Source organism: Paenibacillus ihumii (assembly GCF_001403875.1).
Lineage (GTDB): Bacteria > Bacillota > Bacilli > Paenibacillales > Paenibacillaceae > Fontibacillus > Fontibacillus ihumii.
In genome coordinates this window covers 180,072-199,146 of sequence record NZ_LN884299.1, presented here as the reverse complement: position 1 = coordinate 199,146, position 19,075 = coordinate 180,072, and the positions used below count along the sequence as shown (strand labels likewise).

Below are 19,075 nucleotides of genomic sequence, written 5' to 3'. Positions count from 1 at the left end.
TCGCGAAAAAAGAGGCGCGTCATTCGCGCCGGTGTCAGCCATAAACGCACACAAATCATAATTATACTAGAAAGAGACTCGGCTAGAAAGAGAAAGTTGGCCGCCATTCTACGACGCCGCGCTGCGACAGGCTTGCCGGAATGTCAATCAGCCTTTGGTTCGAGCTGCCGCGGTAGAGCAGGGACGGATCCCGCAATTCGTCGACGTAGCGTCCGTCCACGAGCACCTGACAGCGGGTCAGCAGCCCGTACTCGGGCGATCTAACGTCATGGATCAGCTCTTCGTACGTATACCCGCTGTAGATCCAGACGGATTGCGGTCCCGCAGCCTCGCGCAAACGATCGAGGAATGCGCTGACCTCTGCTGCCGAGAAAAAAGGGTCTCCGCCAAGAATCGACACTCCGCTAAGCAGCGGGTTGCCGGCGATGTCCCGAATGATTTCCTGTTCCCGCTCGGGAGTAAACGGCTCGCCGTAATGGAAATTCCAGGTGGCCGGACTGAAGCAGCCTTTGCAGTAATGGCGGCAGCCGCTTATAAAGAGCGCTGCCCGCAGGCCTTCGCCTTCATTAATTGATTCCGGGTAATAGCCGCAAATATTCATGTCGAATGCTTCAGGCGGTCGCGGACCTCAGCTTGCTTGGCGGCATTGAACCGGGTCTGGTAATCCCCGGTCAGATACCCGGTCACCCGCCGCAAGCGGCGGATATGGACGTCCTGCTCGCTGGCGCCGCAGGATGGGCAGGACGCGCCGATGATTCCTTCATGGCCGCAGCCCGAGCAGCGGTCGATCGGATGGTTGATGCTGAAATAGCTCACTTGCTGCGACAGCGCGTACTGGATGATGCGCAGGAACGCGGCCGGATTGCTGCGGGCATTGCCGTTCAGCTCAATATAGGAGATCGCCCCCGCATTGCACAGCCCGTGGAATGGAGCCTCCAGCTCGATTTTTCTGGCGGCGCTGATGTCATAGTACACCGGGATGTGAAAAGAGTTCGTGTAATATTCCCGGTCAACGACGCCTGGAATTTCCCCGTAGTCAGCCTGATCTCTCTTGGTAAATTTCCCGGACAACCCTTCCGCCGGAGTGGCGAACAGGGTGATGTTCAGATTATGCCGTTCGCTCTGGCGGTCGCAATAATCGCGCATAAAGGCGATCAGATTATAGGCCTTCTTATATACATCGGCATCTTCGCCGTGATGTTTACCATACATGGCTTTCATGCATTCTGCGAGCCCGATGAAGCCGATCGACAGGCTGCCGTGCTTGAGCAGCTCTCCCACCGTATCCTCGGGGTTCAGATGCTCGCCGCCCTCCCATACACCTTCACGCATCATGAAGTCGGAAGCCTTGGCCTTCTGGGACGACTGAATCTGGAAACGGTGCAGGAGCCCGTCCAAGGCGATATCCATGTAACGCTCCAGCTCGCGGTAGAAGCCTTGCTCATCTGCGGTTTGCCGTTGTCCTAGCGCAATGCCATGCTCTAGGCCGAGCTTGACCAGGTTCAGGGTGTTGAAGGACAAATTGCCTTTGCCGGACAGGTGGTTGCGGCCGAAGCGGTCGCTAAGCACCCGCGTGCGGCAGCCCATCGTGGCAAATTCGGTATCCGGGTCCGCCGGATCGTAATACATCAAGTTAAGCGGGGCGTCCAAATTGGCAAAATTCGGATACAGGCGTTTGGCTGAGCACTCTGCTGCTTTTAGGAACAGCTCGTAATTAGGCTCACCGGGCTGCTGATTGATGCCTTGCTTGCATTTGAAAATTTGAATCGGAAACACCGGCGTTTCGCCACTGCCAAGCCCGCGCATAGTTGCCGCCAGCAGGGAGCGGATGACGAGCTGTCCTTCTATAGAAGTGCATGTGCCGTAATTGATGCTTGTGAACGGAATTTGTCCACCGGCCCGGCTCGACATCGTATTGAGATTGTGAATGAGACTCTCCGCAGCCTGCAGCGTCTCGCTTTCGGTCTCTTTAACCGCATATTTGTAGGCTTTTGGATACAGCGCTTGGAGATCTACGCGATCCATCGTGATCAAGCCGTAGCTCGCGTCCTTGTCTCCTTCGTCAAAGTAGTCCAGGCCCTTCCGGAAATATTTGACGAAGGATTTGGTCACATAGGGCGCCAGATCGTGGTCCAGCTTGTTGGCGGACACGCCGCCGTATTGGGCATTTTGCTGGGATTGAAAAATGATCGCGACAAGCGCCATCGCCGTCATGATAGAGTTCGGCGGCCTTACGCTGCCGTTGCCGGTGTTGAAGCCTTCGCGGAGCAGCTTGTCGAACGGAATAAAGATGCAGTTCGTCGTTCCAATCGCATATTGATCCAGATCGTGCACGTAGACGACATTGTCTTGAATAGCCTGAACGAGCGGCTTAGGCATGACGAAGTGCTTGGCGTACCATCTTGCGTACTCGCTGCCGAATTTGCTCATTTTGCCGGAGAAGCTTTCGCCGTTCAAGTTGGCGTTCTCCCGCAGTACTTCAAGATTACTGCTCGCAACGATCTCTTCTCCTAACGTAATCACTTCTTCCAGCATGTCCTGGCGGCTAGAATATACCGGGTTCATTATCGCCATAACAAAGTTTCCCTCCCGAAAAACTACACATTGCAACCATATAAAAAGGCATTTCCCACCATGCAAGGTTGGAAATGCCCGAATGCGCGTCTGGAGAAATGCTCACATCATCCAAATGGACGCAGTATGACTGCGTATGTAAGCGGCAAGCGGACACCTGCCTGTTCCTCGCAGGTTCGTCTGGTGTCATTCAGAAGCGGGCAGGTCTCCTGGCTTCCGGACTTCCTCGCTGACGCCTTCCCGCAGATGGGGGTCATCTGCAGTGGCCAACTGCCGGCGAAGCGCTGCAAGGAGTCTGAGTGAGCTCTCGTCAGCGTCCGGTCACAGTGGCGGGACCGCAGCGGATTTGCACCGCACTTCCCTTTTAAGCCCCAGCCTGGTATTGAGGGCTGGATCACCCGTTTCCACTATATTTGGTTGTCTGGAACTAACATTACCCCAATATGTAGTGTTTGTAAACAGGATTCTTCACTAGATTGAGATGAAAAAACATGAAAAAACAGGTGAAAGCAATCCTGTCGCGGCGAGTGGGGGATGAAGAAAAATTGTGAACATTTATCGCGGGAGCTCCTGGTCGTATTTTTTGCGCAGCTGGTTCAGCTGCTCTAATTTGCGCAGATGGTGCTCCTGGTTTTTCATCCCGACAGCGACGATCAGGTTCTCGATTAGAAAGGTGGGGGCAATCATCGAGTGGAACTCCCAAATCTCCCCCCGGCTGGCATATAGCGTAACATCGCTTCGGGCCGAGAAGTCCGAGACGAGGCGATCGGTAATGAGCACCGTACGGTAGCCGCATTCGCGGGCATGGTCTACGATCACCTTGGCTTCCGGCAGCAGACGGACGAAGCCGAAAAGGACAACGATATCTTCGCCTGTAATATGGAGCAGATCCTCGAACAGCTCGCTGCCTCCGCGGTCTAGGCGATGCATGGGCAGACCGAAGCGGCTTAGACGGTAATGCATTAGCTCGGCTAGTCCGGACGAGGGACCCGGGGCGTACAAATATACTCTGCGCGCTGTGACGATCGCTTCTACAGCCGCTTCAAACGACTCTTGGGAATAATGCTGCAGCGTGCTCTCCAAATGCTCGATGCTGGAGGCAAGGAATTGTCCGGGAAGGGATTCGGCATTGGCCTTATCCATGATGTTCTTCATCTTGGCGGCAGGAGTGACTTCCAAATGCTCGCGAAGCTGATTTTTGAAATCTTTGATGTTTTTGAACCCTACGGAACGCCAAAACCTTGATATGGAGGCGATGCTGAGTCCCAAGATGTCCGCGATTTCCTGTTCGGTCATAAAGAGGGCGGATTGCAGATTTTTCTGAATATAGTCGGCAATTTTATATTGGCCCGGGGACAAGGATTCTAAATTCCAGTCCAAGTTCATGCGGATGCCTCTCTTTCCCATCAGATGAATTGATAGCTTTAGATTAACATATCCCTGCGGGCGCCGAAACGAACGTTTGAAGGAAATGATATATTTTTTTCATCTAGTAAATGTTTGAAAGAATTTTTACAAATGATTTACATGATAGGGATGCTGCATTAATACTTCCCTCCTATAGTGGAGCTATCTAAAGCTAGGAGGGGAAGTAAGTGGCTCAAATAAGACAAAGATACGTATTAACCCAGTCTCAAAAAATGATGGTATTTATTCTGTCGATGTCGCTGTATGGTTTGTCGAATATGATTACCGAGCTGATTCCTTCGGTTCGGCTGGGACCGATCGAGCTGTCCGTCGAGTATTTCGCTTTTATTCCGCTGACGCTGTGCATTTTGTTCCATCCGTTTTACGCGGCTGTTGGCGCGGCGCTGGGCGAAGTGATTTTCGGCGAAATCATGCTGGGGCAATTCGGCGGGCTTGGCGAGCTGGAGAAGTTCATCGGCTTCTCGCTGGCGATGTTCATCGCCGGGACGCTGGTGAACGATCCGCAGAATCGCAGGCAGGTTGGCGTCGCAGCGATGATGGGAGTCATCATCCACCAATTCATCAGCTGCGCGGTCGATATCGCCAAGGTATGGATTGGTGTGGAGGAGTTCGAGGCGGTGCCGGGCTTGGCGGAGAGCGTGGTAGTGGTTGAAGGAGTGGCCTTTTTGAATGATGTGCTGTTCTCGGGCATTCTGTTCGCGCTGCTGCCGACACTGTATCTTGTACCGCGATTGTATGGGAAAATCGAGCCGCTGCTCGGCATGAAGCCTAGAAATAATAAGATGAAATATTCACTCGGTGAAATTATTGCTCCCAGATTGATCGTTGTATCAATAATACTGGCTGTTCTGGCCGCTACAGCCGAGTTCCTGGCTGAATCGGATATGGCACTCGTTGAATGGGATGCCGACTTCCTGGAGAGCATTGGCGGCTGGTTCATCTGGGTCAGCATCGGCGCTGCCACCGCGGTGGCATGCCTTACGATTTGGCTGCTGGTTCGGAAAGGAAAACGATCGGGTACGGCAAAGACCGGGATCTAAAGCATATTGGAGGTTAGGGCATGTATCAAGACAGGACTCTATTGCAGGAGGCGGAGACGACAGAGCCCGATTGGATCGCAATGATCGATAACGTGACTTTTACATACCCGGGTGCGGAGGCTCCGGTACTAAACGGAGTGTCTTTGCAGATTAAGCGCGGTGATTTCGTCGCCGTGATCGGCGGAAATGGCAGCGGGAAATCGACGCTGTGCAAAACGCTGAATGGACTAATCCCCCATTATTATGTAGGGGATTTCGAGGGAAGCGTTCAAGTGAATGGGCTGCAGACCTTGGAGCATGATGTTGCCCGTTTGTCGCGGCATGTCGGCTACGTATACCAGGATTTCGAGAATCAGCTCATTCGTCCAACGGTGCTGGACGACGCCAGCTTTGCTCCGTTGAATTACGGGTTCGAGGATTACCTGGAGCGCGGTCAACGGGCGTTGCGCTTGGTAGATCTTACGGCCGATCCAAAGGAGTTCATCTGGCAGTTAAGCGGGGGGCAGAAGCATCAGCTGGCGCTCGCCGGAGCAGTCTCCCTGGACCCGGATATTCTGATCATCGATGAGCCGGTCGCTCAGCTTGATCCGCGTCATGCCAGGGATATCTACGAGTTGTTACGCCGCTTGAATGAGCAGCACGGCAAGACGATTATTGTCATCGAGCATCATACGGAGTTTATTGCCGAGTACTGCAAGCAGGTCGTGCTGATGGATCAAGGCCGGGCCGTATGGTCGAAGCCGGTCGAGGAAGCGCTTCTGGAGCTGGAGCAGCTGCGGTCCAGCCAGATTTATCCGCCTCAGGTCACCCAGGCTGCCGCCGAGCTCGCTAAAATCCAGGAACGGGATTCTGCCGGGATGGACGATCGTGAGCCTAATCTTGGCTGCTTCGGCCTTGGCTTGCCGCATCTGGCATCATACCCGATTACGCTTGACGAGGCGGCGGCTTACTTTCAGCGGCTGCAGCAGCTGGAACCGCTGGAACCACAGAAGGAGCGCTCCGGGCTGATCGGAATTGCTGCCGGTCATGTTGCTGATGCTGGCGCTGTAGCTATTAAGGAGGCTTCGGGCATCTCGTCTATCAAGGATGCCTCAAACATCGCGGCTGTGAGTGGAGCTAATGCTGCTACTGGCAAGGCCGGAATGGCGGGGGAGGGAGCGAACTGCCCGGAGCGGAGAGTAACGTCCGGGAATACTGAAGCTAACACAGACGTTAACACAGACGCTAATACAGACGTTGACATGGGCATTAACGCAGACGCTAATACAGACGCTGCCCCGATCATTGAAGCCAAGCATGTCCGCTTCTCCTATCGGACGGTAAGCCGGGAGCGGAAGGTTGTGCTGCGTGACGTTAGCGCAACGTTTAGAACGGGCGATTTAGTCGCGCTGGTAGGCAATAACGGGGCGGGGAAATCCTCCTTCATGCGGCTAATCACCGGGGTAACGAAGCCTGAAAGCGGCCGGATCGTCGTTAAAGGAATGGATACGGCTGCAACGGCGCCCGAGCAGCTCGCCAATACCGTGACCTATATTTATCAAAATCCAGAGGAGATGTTCATTGAGGATTCGATTCGCAAGGATGTGGAATTCTTTCTCAAGGCTCGCCGCGTGGAGGGATATAAGGAGAAGGTAGACGCCATACTCGAGAGCTTCGGGCTAACCGAGCTGCAGCATCGGGACGGCCGGCTGCTGAGCGGCGGTCAGCAGCGGCGCGCTTCGCTGGCGATTGGAGTCGCGATGAATCCATCGGTGATTCTGCTCGACGAGCCTACTGCGAACCTCGATATTGCGACCCGCAAGGATATCACGCGCCTGCTCAAGCAGTTGAACCGGCATGTGGAGACCGTCATTGTGGCGACTCATGACATGCAACTGGTAGCGGAGTGGGCCAACCGGATTATCGTAATGCATCAGGGCGACATTATCCGGGACGGTACGCGGGAATCGGTGTTCGGCGATGCCGGTTTGCTGGAGCAGGCCGGTCTTCGGGCGCCGCAGATTTTGGAGCTTAGCCGCAGGCTGGGCATGTCGCCGCTGAGCTATACCGTGGACGAATTTGCGCAGCGCTGGAACGAATCGAGAAAGGGGGCGGCCAGGCATGGAGTATGTACGTAAGCTGATGGACCGTGTGTCGGTGGAAGGGGTCAAAATCGAGCTTCTTAACACGGCCTACGGCAACGGCAATACGTTTTTGGCCAGACTGGATCCGCGGACGCTGTTTCTTTGGTATTTGTACTTCGGCATTGCCCCTTGGTTCATTCATAACGAGGTGCTGCTGCTCGGCATGTTCCTGCTCCTGGCCGTTACGACGATGATGTCGCGGGTGAGTCCGCTTATTATAGTCATCCTTTGTCTCGGCTTATTGAGCCAGGCGGGGTATCTGTTCATTGTGTCCTGGCTGTTCGGCGGGGGTGGAGAGACGATTATGCCCCTGCTGAAGCTGACGATGAAGCTGTCGGTCATTTCGATGGCCAGCATTACCGTATTTTGCTCCATGGACCCCGAGAAGCTGAGCGACGGGCTGCTCCGCATCGGCGTCCCCAAGCAGGTGTCGTTTGGCATCGCTTACGGCTACCGGATGCTCCCCAGCCTGGTGGAGGAATACCATCATATTTTTCTGTCGTTCCGGCTGCGCGGCGTGGCTCCAAGCAGGCATGGGCTGCTGTACTGGCGGAGCATCGTTTATTTTTTGAAAATAGCGGTGCTGTCCTTTTACCCGTTAATTCTGAGCATTGCCAAACGCACGCGCACAACAGTGGAAGCATTGGAGGCCAAAGGCTTCTCTTACGCCTACCATTCCCGGGAGGCCAAAAGAATCAAGCTGTCTTATATGAAATTTACCATCCGTGATGCCGTGTTCCTGCTTGGATCAGGATTGTACGTCGTCCTGCTGTATGTCCTTGCGGCACAATTTAGCATATAAACGAATGCAGAACATTAATCTTGTTATAGCAAAGGAGAACCCGATGAGAATAGATTTGCATACCCATGTCAAGCTTGCCAAGAAAACGGCCTTCAGCCATGCTTATTTCAAGGAAATGATGGCCGAGGCGGGAAAAAACGGGCTGGATGCCGTCGCCATGACGGAGCATTTCAACACCTGGCGGTATGAGGATATTTATGAAGTGCTGGACCGCCATTATCCTTATGAGCGCGGCTATTATTTAGCCGAGGGGATCAAGGTGTTTCCCGGCATTGAAGTAGATATTCAGGAGACCGGGCATATCCTGATCATAGGAGACCGGGAACGGGTGCTGGCGCTGAGGCGGAGACTGGAGCCTTATACGGAAAAGGGGCGGTTTATCGATTTTCAGTCGCTGCTGGATTGGAGTGAAGGACAGGGCTTTTTACGCATCGGCGCGCATCCTTTCCGGCTCAGCACGCCGCTGCATCATTTGCCGGATGAGCTGCTGCGGCGTCTGGACGCTTTTGATCTGAACGGCAAGGATATTTATGCGCAGGGCTTGGAGGAATACCGCGCTCGAATCGACGAATTTGCGCAGCGCCTTGGGCGTCCTGTCGTCGGAGGCAGCGACACGCATCAATTCATGCAGTACGGCAGCGTCGTTAATAGCTTTGATGGGGAAGCGGGGACGGCGGAGGAATTACGGGACCTGATCCAGAGAGGGGCGTACCAGGTTGAGATTTCGCCATGCCTGCATGCGAAGGTGAGGTCGGCGAATGTGATCAAGGCGCTGTTGAAGAAGGAGCTGGCTGCTTCCGAGGAGAACGGCGGGGATTTGCCGGAGCTCGGGGAAATGGCGTAAGCGGGCGAAGCTTAGAGTAATGGTGAGAGCGAGCAAAGATTAGAGTAATGCTTAAGCAAGTAAGATTAGAGCAGGGCAAGGTGCTGGGCCTCTTTCGGGTATGGGAGAGGCCTGAACTCAACTCCACTAAGCATATCGTGATAAGGTGCCGGAGGTGTAGCGGCGTGCCGGCTTATTTGAAAAGAAGGGGCATAAATTGTTACAATAAGAAGCAGAATGAATGTTACTTTAAAAAGTATGGAACGTGATTAAAAGAAGGAGGGAGAAGCATGACGATTGCAGAGGTAACGGTAATTCCCATCGGGACGGGGACGACTAGCTTAAGCCCCTACGTAGCAGAGCTGCAGAGGGTATTAGAGAAGCAGGAAGGCATCCAATATACGCTGACTTCGATGAGCACGATTATTGAAGGGCCGTTGGACAGCGTATTTGCTGCGATTCGCGCGATTCATGAGTCGCCGTTTCAATCCGGTGCCCAGCGGGTGTCCACCTCGATCAAAATTGACGATCGGCGCGATAAAGAGAGCTCCTCCGAACAGAAGCTGCGTTCAGTCCAGGAGAAGCTGCAATAAATTCCTGATTTTGAGGGCTTGCAAAATTTTCAGATCGAGTTATAATAATTTTTGTTTCAACATGAATTAGTGAATGTGCTGGTGTAGCTCAGTTGGTAGAGCAACGCATTCGTAATGCGTAGGTCGGGGGTTCGAGTCCCTTCACCAGCATCTTGCTAAAGTCAGGCGCAGCGCGGCTTCCGAGGTTTTCGGGGCCGCGCTGTTTTTGTGAAAAATCGTGTTTGTCTACCATTGTTCTACCCTTTAGTTGAGGGAAATAAAATTACGAGCTTTATTTTGACATATACAATTTGTACATGGCAGTTTCTTTATCAATTGATCTAGCCCTTTCAAAAGCTTCCTCCTGGCTTCTACGATTATTTATAATTTCATACATAAACCTTGTAACGAACATCAAATTAGCATTTCCATCTATGTAATCTTCAGGACCTATATAAGAATGACAGCCACATTCAAGAAAAGCGTGGGCTAACTGTTCTAGGCCTAATGTACAACCAGATCCTATAACTGTTATGTCTTTTAAATTCGTATATTTTTTAACCTCCTGATCTCCAAAGAAATCTCCTCTTGGCTCATTACTTTCATAAACATCCTCATCAAGTTCAGGCATACAAAATCTGCCTTCATCTCCATGAAAATTTAAAATTAAGTAGTCCACTTTAGGATCAAGTTCTTCACCAGATAGAACATCAATAAGATCATTGGGTCTACCTATCCAATGAATATTAACTCTTGCTCCAAAATACTCAAGTGCTGATCTTATAGCATACGATTCCATTTCACAATTTGGTCCCACAACTAAACTTATATACATCTCAGGTTTACTCAACTTACATTTACTCCTTTTTTTAATATCAATCTACTTATATTCTATCACATGAATTTACAATTAAAGGAGGACGCATTGGATGATCATCAGCTCTGGAGGGCTTATTATTGCTCTGTTGATGCTGGTTGTGGCTATCGTTGTAGCGATTAATCAAAACACAAAGAAATAGACCGCCCTAGGGATTAGGATTGCGGTCTATTTCGATGGCATGAAATCCTGCAGCCGACCGCTCTTTAAAGCGGCAAGTGTACGGGGAGCCGTGTTGCTGCACGGCGCCATAACTATTTTTATCACAGCATAAGCCTAACTATACCTCAACCTGAGAGTTCCATTTAATGTGTTTGGAGCTCAAAGTTAATAAATATTTTTTATTCAACGTTCATAACAATTTCTTCTTCATTTGTTTCATTCCACTTTATTTTAACGGTTATTTCATCACCGATTTTAGGTGCGAAGTAGCTGTCGGATACTGGAGAGAATTCGACCTCCTTTTTCCCCTCTGGGCTCTTCATTTCTCCGCTTAATATCATTTGGTCAGCGACATATACCTCATAAGATGCTTTATATAATATTAGTGATTTATCTGAACATTTGATATGTGGTTGTATTGTATAATTTGGTTGTTTAGATTCGTTATCGGTTTTGTTCAGTTCTGTAACGGTGAACTTAGCCTTCCAGTGATTTCCTTCCCCCTCTAATTCAATTAATTTATTTGATGTTTGACACCCAGTAATAAATAACAAATTATGGACAAGTAACAAGATATTAAAAATATGGGACTGTTATTTCTAATTTTTGAGATTTTGTGATTAGCTTACCTTTTAGAATACTGGATATGCAACTATCAATGTCGATTCACTGTCATAATGCATATGTATCAGAAAACACAATTACTTACGATGCTGAGAAGTATCATGTGTTAAAAAGTTACTCAGAAAATGAAATTACCAGTATTAGGAGTAATGTTACTGCTAAATCAATTGTAACTATTTCAAATTTAGAAAACGGAATGGGAATCGATGGTTATGCTAAGAGTAATCAAACTAAAGGAGTTACCCTGGGAATTTTAATATACTTTAAACCCGAGGTAATAAATTGAGGTTATTGTTGAAATATAGTCGGAATTTTAGCCGCACCAATAGGAGCGGCTTTTTTATTTTGTGTGTCTAGAGGCACACATCATTATAGTTGTTGATCCAACCGAAGGAAGGGCAAAGCCAGTTGTCTTTAGGTTCCTATGTAAGGTACAACCTATACGTAGAAGCCTAATTAAGCATCCGGGAGAGATAAGCCGAGCCTGGCAGGACGCAAGAAAAATCCCCAATCCAGATGGAAGCGAAGTGAGGATCGTTATCGATAAATATATCCAATTCAATATCAGAGCCGTTCCAGACGCTTTATAATCTCTCACACATTTTTCATAAATCGTTTGGGCGTATTATGTTGGTTATTACCATTAATCTTATCTTGAATGCACCCAACTATTACAAGTCCAAATGTGATAAAAAACATATAAATCATGTCATAACATTATCTCCCCCTCTGTAGCGAGAACCTCCCTTGCTGCTTCTATGAAAGATAAGATGATGGGTGAAAGCCACTTGTCCTTATGCCATGACATCTGAGTATAGACGTGCAGGTCAGGAATTTGCCATGGAAGGGCAATGAGCTCGCCCCGCTCCACTTCAGCTTTCGCTACGATTTCTGGAAGAAAGGCAATCCCGATTCCCGAAATGGCACATTGTTTAATCGCTTCGGCACTTTGAAACTCTAAATAAGTAATGCTGTCAATGCCCTCTCTCTCAAATGACCGGTCGAACATCGTTCGATAGGGGCAACCCTTCTCATTCGTCAGGAATACTTGTCCGTGAAAATCCTCCAGCTGCAGCACAGTTCGTTTCGCGAGCGGGTGGTCTGGTGCAGCAAAAAGGCGGAAGGCTTCTTCCACCAGCGGCTCCACGGCAAGTCCGCTCGAACGAATGCGTTCGTCCAACATGAAGACGACATCCGCAGTCCCCTCAAAGAGTGTCTGCTTGAGCTCTTGATTGGGAACGGAGCGGAAGATCAGACGAACTCCCGGATACTGCGAACGAAACCGTTGAAAGACAGCGGGAAGCCGGTAGGCGCAAATAACCTCATTGGCACTTACCGTAAGGGTTCCGGTTAAATTTTCATTGTCATGAACGACGCTGCACGCTTCGTCCAATTTGTCCAAGACTCCTTGGATATGTGTTAAAAAGCGTTTCCCCGCCGTTGTGAGAACGAGCTGCTTGCCCAAGCGGTCAAAGAGACGAACCCCAAGCTCATCCTCCAATGCTTTGATTTGCATCGTGACGTTGGAAGGGACGTAATTCAGCACTTCCGCAGCCCGGCTGAAATTTAAAGTAGATGCCACCGTGCGGAAAGTAATCAGTTGGCGCAGTTCCATCATACGATCCCCTTTGTTTTCAATATTATTGAATATTGTTATCAATTTCATTCACTTTTTTTGAGAGTATCACAGGACTATACTAACAGCAAGAATTAAATATATGGTTTCATTTTTGAAGGGAGAGACAATACGATGGATTATGAGATTTTTGACTTGGGCGATGTAACCTTGCAATCCGGAGTGACGCTGCCGAGCGCGTTTCTTGCGTATAAAACTTATGGCAGGCTGAATGAACAGAAAGATAATGTCATCGTCTATCCAACTGCGTTTGGCGACACGCATGTTCAGAATGAATGGTTGATTGGAAACGGCATGGCACTAGATCCGGGAAAATATTTCATTATCGTTCCTAATCTGCTGGGCAACGGATTGTCTTCGTCTCCTACGAATACGCCGCCCCCATTCGATAGGGGCAATTTTCCGCAGGTAACGATCTATGACAACGTTCAATTCCAGCATCGGCTGTTGACCGAAAAATTCGGCATTCGCAAGATCGCGCTTGTTGTTGGATGGTCAATGGGAGGCATTCAAGCATTCCAATGGGGGGCAAGTTATCCCGACATGGTGGAACGAATTGCACCTTTTGCCGGGATAGCCAAGACTTGGCCCCACACGAATGTGGTTCTGGATGGAATGAGAGCTGCGCTTATGGCTGCAGTCCGTTTCGATTCAAGTCGACTAAACCAATTGACCTCTGAAGACATGCGCGCCGTTGGCCGTGTCTACGCAGGGTGGGGTGTATCTCAGGCGTTTTATAGAGAGGAGCTTTATCGTGAGCTGGGATTTGACTCATTGGCCGATTTTATCGTTGGCGTCTGGGAAAATAGCTTTATGCAGATGGATCCGCACAATGTACTAGCCATGCTATGGACAGGGCAAAATGCAGATATCAGTGCAAACCCCGCCTATAACGGAGATTTCGATAAGGCGCTCAGAAGCATTAAAGCGCTGGCCTGTGTCATGCCAGGAAGCACGGATCTTTTCTGTGCGGCAGACGATAACGAATACGAGGCTAGGCGTATGCCTAATGCTGTGTTTCGTCCGATCGAGTCGATCTGGGGCCACTTTGCCGGCCGCGGAATCAACAGCGCCGATAATCAATTTATTGATGACAACCTAAAGCGCTTGGTGGCGATGCGATGAGGTTGGATATAAAAGCGTTGTCGGTGAAGAGGATTAGATTTTCTAATGCAATAGAACAAGTTTTTATTGATGGGAGATCTAGTGTCGTAGGTAGTGTGAGTATCAAACGCTGTTGAAAGAGGAATTCAAATTAGCTGGTGAAATATAAGCGACCACCTCGGTTATAGCCTAGGTGGTCTTTTTTTACCTTGAATAAGGTGATATGTCTGAGTTAATATAGAAACATACGTTCTTGTTTGTGCTATCATCCCGCGGTATTTCAACGACAGCAGGATACAGTCAGCAAGCCGGAAGGGGTGTGATGACAATTGAATAGACAGGGGCATACTGCATTAGCCTTACTTGCGGGATCGGCTACTTCTGTAGCTGCCCTATCGGCTTCCCCGATGAGTACCACTTTGGAGGTTATTGGCTTCGGAGGAGTGATATGCGCAGCTTCGATCATGGGCGGACTTGCCCCTGATTTGGATCATAAAACGAGCACGGCGAGCCAAAAGCTCCAGCTGTCATCGGGGAAGAGAAAGCTCATGCGGGCATTGTCAGGGATATTCCTATTTATAGGATGCGTATGGATCCTGCTAGGCTACTCCATACAAGTCGGTGCGATTTGGATTGGCGCCGGTATTATGGCTGGCAGCTTGGCAAGGCTTAGGACGATTATACTTATTGCTAGCGGTGCTTTGATGCTGATTGGGTATGCCATGTACGACTGGCACTGGATAGCCTTATTTACAGGAATTGCTCTATTCATCATGCCGTTCGTAAAACACCGTTGGATCATTCATTCTCCAGAATTTGCAATTGTCCTAAGTTTGGGACTCTTCGTCTTTGGCAGTCAGCATCCGGGACTGGTTATGGCAAGCTGTCTAGGGTTTATCGCGGGCTGGTGGTCTCATTTATTTGGAGATATTTTTGGGAGTGACGGGATACGTTCCTTGTTTGTTCCGAAGTTTAAAATAGCTCTTCGTTTGTTCAATAACGGAGGAGCAGCCGAGCGAATGATTTCTAAGCTGTGTCAGTTAGTTGCCATCGCGATCTGGATATTTTATGGGGCTGTACTCTATTTTTGAATAACTATTGTTCTTATTCTAACTTATGGGCTGCGTAAAGAATGTTGGTGGATTAGGGATAACAAGGCGAGAAAGTAACGCTGCGGAGGAGATATTCAGCATATCATCCGGGCGGAGCTATTCTCGCCTTTGTTTTTGTCTTCTTTGTTTAAACTATCGTTGCGAAGTTTGCTGTGCTCTTTCCATATGGTGGTAATGGTGATGGTAGTGATGATGGTGATGCACATAATGGTGGCCATGGTGATGGCCATGTTGTTGCCCATAGTGATGATAATAAGGGTGATGTCCGTGCCAACTAGAATAGGACTGTGGATCCCTTTGCTGGGTTGGTTGACTGTAGCTATCCAGTGTCATTGCTTTTTTCTCCTTTCGGCGGGTAATTATTTTATCTTATGGGCGATAAATCATCTGTGACACTTGACCTAATGGAATTGGGCTAGTCGTAAAGGGCCAAGGTTCTTCCCCTTGTTAGACGTATCCGCAAAAAAATAATCCCTCCGATCTATTGAGAATTATTTACATACCATATAGATTATGTATATAACGTTATAATGTTTGGAAGGGCGAAGGCTTATGAATCTATGAATGCAGAATGCTATGGATCATTTGAGCCAAGCAATTTCGCTGCCAATAATGTAAACGCTACCATAAATATGAGGGGAGGTGATGTTTCGTTGTAACGTGGAGAGACAGAAACCTTACTGACATTTCATGAGGAGGGGTTTTATTTTATGAAGAAAAGTTTATTTGGCATGCTGGGCAAGCCAGGAAGAGTTGTACCGTTGCTGCTGGTCTTTGTTATGCTGATCGGCCTGCTGCCTTTAACCGCTGCGGCCGCCGATCGTGGCGCTTGGGCGCCAAATGTGTCCTACGCAATAAACGATACGGCGACGTATGGGGGGAAGACCTATCGGACAGTTCAGTCCCATACCTCACTAAATGGATGGGAGCCGCCTAATGTTCCGGCTTTATGGGAGCTGGTCAAAGATGGAGGCGGTGACGGAGGAGAAGGCAGCGACACCGTGGCGCCGACAGCCCCCGCGAATTTAACGGCGAGTGGCGTCACGTCATCCAGCGTAACCTTGACCTGGTCTGCGTCTACCGACAATGTAGGCGTAACTGGGTATGAAGTGTATCAAGGCTCGTCAGTAGTTTTATCCGTAACGGGTACAACAGCTACTGTTACGGGGCTTACTGCCGGGACGACTTATTCCTTCAAGGTCGTGGCCAAGGATGCTGCTGGGAATCGTTCCCCGGACAGCGCGGTTATCAGCGTGACGACGACGACAGGAAATGACGGCGGTGCTGGAGGCCAGCTGCCAAAGCATACCCTGACTGGATACTGGCATAACTTTATAAACAACTCCAGCAATTTGAAAGTAAGAGATGTACCGAGCCAATATGACATTATTGTATTGTCGTTTGCGGAAATGGATCCTGCCAAGCCAGGCGGAGTTACATTCAGTGTAGATCCTTCATTGTCCACGGCTTTAGGAGGATATTCGAATGCAGATCTGATTGCGGATATTCAGAGTAAACGCGCGCAAGGGAAGAAGGTTATTATTTCCATTGGCGGGGAGAAGGGCAATATTAACTTAAATAGCGCCTCTCCAAATGTGACGAATTTCGTAGAAAGCATGTATGGCATCATTACTCAATTTGGACTGGATGGCGTGGACATCGACCTGGAGCATGGCATGAATGTAACGAACTTAACCAATGCCATTCGTCAGCTGCAGCAAAGGGTCGGAAGCGACTTTATCCTGACGATGGCCCCGCAGACGATCGACATGCAGAATCCGAATACATCCTATATGCAGCTCTATAATAACCTGAAGGATATTACCTCCGTTATTAATGTGCAATATTACAATTCTGGATGCATGCTGGGACGGGACGGCAAATGCTACTCGCAGGGCACGGTAGATTTCTTAACCGCCCTTTCCGATTTGTCCTTGCAATGGGTGGCTCCTTCCCAATTAGGGATCGGTGTTCCGGCTACGCCATCAGCGGCTGGCGGAGGGTATGTCTCCCCGACGGTTGTTAACAACGCGCTGAACTGCCTGGCCACCGGCAACGGCTGTGGAAACTACAAACCGGTTGCTAAATACCCGGATATCCGGGGGGCCATGACATGGTCCATTAACTGGGATGCGACTACGAATTATAGCTTAGCCAATACGGTCAAGCCCTTCTTGAATTCCCTTCCTTAAATATTCCGAACATAGTAACAGAGCCTCGGTCTTTTCGATCGGGGCTTTGTTACTTTTTTAGGGGGAATTTGGATTCAGCTTGTTTCATCTTATTTCACTTTGGCGAGAAAGCCAGGGATTGCTAATTTACATATGATTTATTCTCTAATTATTGTGGTGCCTGCCCTATAGAAAATGTGATAAATTAGTTATCGAAACCGCTTTCATTCCAAGATATGTAATTTACTAATAAGGGTAAAGGAGAATTCAGATGAAAAAACGTAGAAGCAGGAAGGTTTTTCTCTCGCTGGCCATCGTTATCGCGCTATTGGCCGCTGCTGTTCCAAATGCCGCTTTTGCCGCTGCTCCTAAAAGTGCAATGCAGTCTTATGTTGAAGCGATGCAGCCTGGATGGAACCTTGGCAATTCTCTGGACGCTGTCGGTGCGGATGAGACGGCATGGGGCAATCCGCGTGTTACCAAGGAACTCATTCAGAATATCGCGGCCCAAGGCTATAAAAGCATACGGATTCCGGTCACCTGGGATGCCCATATCGGTGCAGCGCCACATTATCAGATTGAAGCAGCGTATCTGGAGCGGGTGCATGAGGTTGTACAGTGGGCTTTGGACGCCAACCTCTATGTCATGATCAATATTCATCATGATTCATGGCTATGGATCAGCAAAATGGAGACCCAGCATGATCAAGTACTGGCCCGCTATAATGCCATTTGGACGCAAATCGCCAATAAATTCAAGAACAGCCCAGACAAGCTGATGTTCGAGAGCGTCAACGAGCCCCGCTTTACGGATGGCGGAACGACCGATGAAGGAAAACAGCAAAAAATGCTGGATGAGCTCAACGTCTCCTTTTACAACATTGTCAGAAACTCTGGCGGTCAAAACGCTACTCGTCCGCTTGTCCTGTCGACCCTGGAAGCCTCTCCTTCTCAGGAGAGAATGACGGCACTTTACAATACGATCTCCAAGCTGAATGATCAGAATATCATGGCTACAGTTCATTTTTATGGATTTTGGCCATTTAGCGTAAATATCGCAGGGCATACTAAATTTGATGCGGAAACACAAAATGATATTATAACGACCTTCGATAATGTATATAACACTTTTGTAGCAAAGGGAATTCCGGTGATTGTCGGCGAATATGGATTGCTTGGATTTGATAAGCATACAGGTGTTATTGAACAGGGAGAGAAATTAAAGTTTTTTGAGTTCTTTGCCTACTATGTGAAGCAGAAAAGCATCTCTACTATGCTGTGGGATAACGGACAGCACTTTAACCGAACGAGCTTCAAGTGGTCTGATCCGGATTTGTTTCATATGATCAAGGCCAGTTGGACGGGGCGTTCATCCACGGCTGCCAGCGACCTGATTCATGTAAAGCAAGGTACAACAATTAAAGATACTCCGGTTCAGCTCCATCTTAACGGAAATACGTTAACATCACTTTCCGTGAACGGAGCAACGCTGAGTTCAGGTACGGACTATACCTTGAACGGAAGTACATTGACTTTTAAAGCGAGCCTGCTGGGTAAGCTCACGTCCTCGGGGAAATTGGGGGTTAATGCGACGATCGTGGCAAAATTCAATAAAGGCGCCGATTGGAAGTTTAATGTAGTGCTCTACAGCACCCCCAAGCTGAGTAGTGCGACGGGCACGACTTCTTCCTTTTCAATTCCAACGGTATTCAATGGCGATCAGCTCGCCACGATGGAAGCGGTCTATGTGAACGGCGGCAATGCCGGCCCGCATAACTGGACCTCCTATAAAGAATTTGAGACCACCTTCAGCCCGGTGTATAGTGAGGGAAAAATCAAATTACAGCCAGCTTTCTTTAACGAAGTAAATGACGGCGCCGTAACGCTCAGATTCCACTTCTGGAGTGGGGAGATCGTCAATTATACGATTCAAAAAAGCGGTTCAACCGTGACAGGTACGGCATCCTAAGCGAGCTTGGAAAAAAGGATCGATATACTGCCTAATTTATTATTACCTTAATCCAGTT

18 protein-coding genes, 1 tRNA gene and 1 riboswitch are annotated in these 19,075 nt (G+C 49.2%); of the genes, 12 read left to right on the top strand and 7 right to left on the bottom strand.

Annotated features, from left to right (window positions below):
- Positions 1–82: 82 nt before the first annotated feature.
- The 3 genes from nrdG to BN2762_RS08785 form a co-directional block, all read right to left on the bottom strand.
- Positions 83–601: an anaerobic ribonucleoside-triphosphate reductase activating protein gene (gene nrdG / locus BN2762_RS08795; protein WP_055106653.1), complete on the bottom strand. Its 519-nt coding sequence runs from the start codon at positions 599–601 to the stop codon at positions 83–85.
- Complete coding sequence (locus BN2762_RS08790) at positions 598–2,574, bottom strand: anaerobic ribonucleoside triphosphate reductase (RefSeq protein ID WP_055106652.1); 1,977 nt, start codon at positions 2,572–2,574, stop codon at positions 598–600. The genes nrdG and BN2762_RS08790 overlap by 4 nt, the downstream gene beginning before the upstream one ends.
- Before the next feature lie 182 nt (positions 2,575–2,756).
- Positions 2,757–2,991, bottom strand: a riboswitch (cobalamin riboswitch).
- Between the two features lie 138 nt (positions 2,992–3,129).
- The gene (locus tag BN2762_RS08785) at positions 3,130–3,981 is read right to left on the bottom strand and encodes a MurR/RpiR family transcriptional regulator (protein WP_230202463.1); all 852 of its coding nucleotides are present in this window, start codon (positions 3,979–3,981) and stop codon (positions 3,130–3,132) included.
- Positions 3,982–4,169: 188 nt separating this feature from the next.
- On the opposite strand from BN2762_RS08785, the gene BN2762_RS08780 reads away from it, so the two are divergent.
- The 6 genes from BN2762_RS08780 (at position 4,170) to BN2762_RS08755 (ending at position 9,533) form a co-directional block, all read left to right on the top strand.
- Complete coding sequence (locus BN2762_RS08780) at positions 4,170–5,042, top strand: DUF8171 family membrane protein (protein ID WP_055106650.1); 873 nt, start codon at positions 4,170–4,172, stop codon at positions 5,040–5,042.
- A 20-nt stretch (positions 5,043–5,062) separates the two neighbouring features.
- A complete protein-coding gene (locus tag BN2762_RS08775) occupies positions 5,063–7,159 on the top strand; it encodes an ABC transporter ATP-binding protein (RefSeq protein ID WP_055106649.1) in 2,097 nt (698 codons plus the stop codon).
- Positions 7,143–7,967 (top strand): energy-coupling factor transporter transmembrane component T family protein, encoded by an 825-nt coding sequence (locus tag BN2762_RS08770; RefSeq protein ID WP_055106648.1) that lies wholly within the window; start codon positions 7,143–7,145, stop codon positions 7,965–7,967. Before BN2762_RS08775 ends, BN2762_RS08770 begins: the two co-directional genes overlap by 17 nt.
- A gap of 43 nt (positions 7,968–8,010) precedes the next feature.
- Positions 8,011–8,811 carry a PHP domain-containing protein gene (locus BN2762_RS08765; RefSeq protein ID WP_055106647.1) on the top strand — a complete coding sequence of 267 codons (801 nt, stop codon included), beginning with the start codon at positions 8,011–8,013 and terminating at the stop codon, positions 8,809–8,811.
- A gap of 269 nt (positions 8,812–9,080) precedes the next feature.
- Positions 9,081–9,383, top strand: a complete 303-nt coding sequence (locus BN2762_RS08760; protein WP_055106646.1) for an MTH1187 family thiamine-binding protein — start codon at positions 9,081–9,083, stop codon at positions 9,381–9,383.
- Between the two features lie 77 nt (positions 9,384–9,460).
- Positions 9,461–9,533, top strand: a tRNA-Thr gene (locus tag BN2762_RS08755).
- 121 nt (positions 9,534–9,654) lie between these two features.
- On the opposite strand, the gene BN2762_RS08750 is transcribed toward BN2762_RS08755, so the two are convergent.
- Positions 9,655–10,212: a hypothetical protein gene (locus BN2762_RS08750; RefSeq protein ID WP_055106645.1), complete on the bottom strand. Its 558-nt coding sequence runs from the start codon at positions 10,210–10,212 to the stop codon at positions 9,655–9,657.
- A 79-nt stretch (positions 10,213–10,291) separates the two neighbouring features.
- Between BN2762_RS08750 and BN2762_RS27590 the strand changes: the two genes are divergently transcribed.
- Positions 10,292–10,381, top strand: coding sequence for a putative holin-like toxin (locus tag BN2762_RS27590; RefSeq protein WP_222861046.1), 90 nt, complete (start codon positions 10,292–10,294; stop codon positions 10,379–10,381).
- 199 nt (positions 10,382–10,580) lie between these two features.
- Here the strand turns inward: BN2762_RS27590 and BN2762_RS26830 are convergent, their stop codons facing one another.
- Entirely contained in the window at positions 10,581–10,973 is a 393-nt protein-coding gene (locus tag BN2762_RS26830) for a hypothetical protein (RefSeq protein ID WP_222861045.1), read from the bottom strand.
- Positions 10,974–11,017: 44 nt separating this feature from the next.
- On the opposite strand from BN2762_RS26830, the gene BN2762_RS26825 reads away from it, so the two are divergent.
- Positions 11,018–11,311, top strand: a complete 294-nt coding sequence (locus tag BN2762_RS26825; protein ID WP_222861044.1) for a hypothetical protein — start codon at positions 11,018–11,020, stop codon at positions 11,309–11,311.
- Between the two features lie 423 nt (positions 11,312–11,734).
- Here the strand turns inward: BN2762_RS26825 and BN2762_RS08740 are convergent, their stop codons facing one another.
- Positions 11,735–12,640: a LysR family transcriptional regulator gene (locus tag BN2762_RS08740; protein ID WP_055106643.1), complete on the bottom strand. Its 906-nt coding sequence runs from the start codon at positions 12,638–12,640 to the stop codon at positions 11,735–11,737.
- Positions 12,641–12,775: 135 nt separating this feature from the next.
- On the opposite strand from BN2762_RS08740, the gene BN2762_RS08735 reads away from it, so the two are divergent.
- Positions 12,776–13,786, top strand: coding sequence for an alpha/beta fold hydrolase (locus BN2762_RS08735; protein WP_055106642.1), 1,011 nt, complete (start codon positions 12,776–12,778; stop codon positions 13,784–13,786).
- Positions 13,787–14,094: 308 nt separating this feature from the next.
- The gene (locus BN2762_RS08730) at positions 14,095–14,856 is read left to right on the top strand and encodes a metal-dependent hydrolase (RefSeq protein WP_055106641.1); all 762 of its coding nucleotides are present in this window, start codon (positions 14,095–14,097) and stop codon (positions 14,854–14,856) included.
- Between the two features lie 95 nt (positions 14,857–14,951).
- Here BN2762_RS08730 and BN2762_RS27585 read toward each other — a convergent pair whose 3' ends face one another.
- A complete protein-coding gene (locus BN2762_RS27585; protein ID WP_222861043.1) occupies positions 14,952–15,107 on the bottom strand; it encodes a hypothetical protein in 156 nt (51 codons plus the stop codon).
- A gap of 480 nt (positions 15,108–15,587) precedes the next feature.
- On the opposite strand from BN2762_RS27585, the gene BN2762_RS08720 reads away from it, so the two are divergent.
- Both BN2762_RS08720 and BN2762_RS08715 read left to right on the top strand, forming a co-directional pair.
- Positions 15,588–17,069, top strand: coding sequence for a chitinase (locus BN2762_RS08720; protein WP_055106639.1), 1,482 nt, complete (start codon positions 15,588–15,590; stop codon positions 17,067–17,069).
- A 250-nt stretch (positions 17,070–17,319) separates the two neighbouring features.
- Positions 17,320–19,017, top strand: a complete 1,698-nt coding sequence (locus BN2762_RS08715; RefSeq protein ID WP_055106638.1) for a cellulase family glycosylhydrolase — start codon at positions 17,320–17,322, stop codon at positions 19,015–19,017.
- The last annotated feature ends 58 nt before the right edge of the window (positions 19,018–19,075 follow it).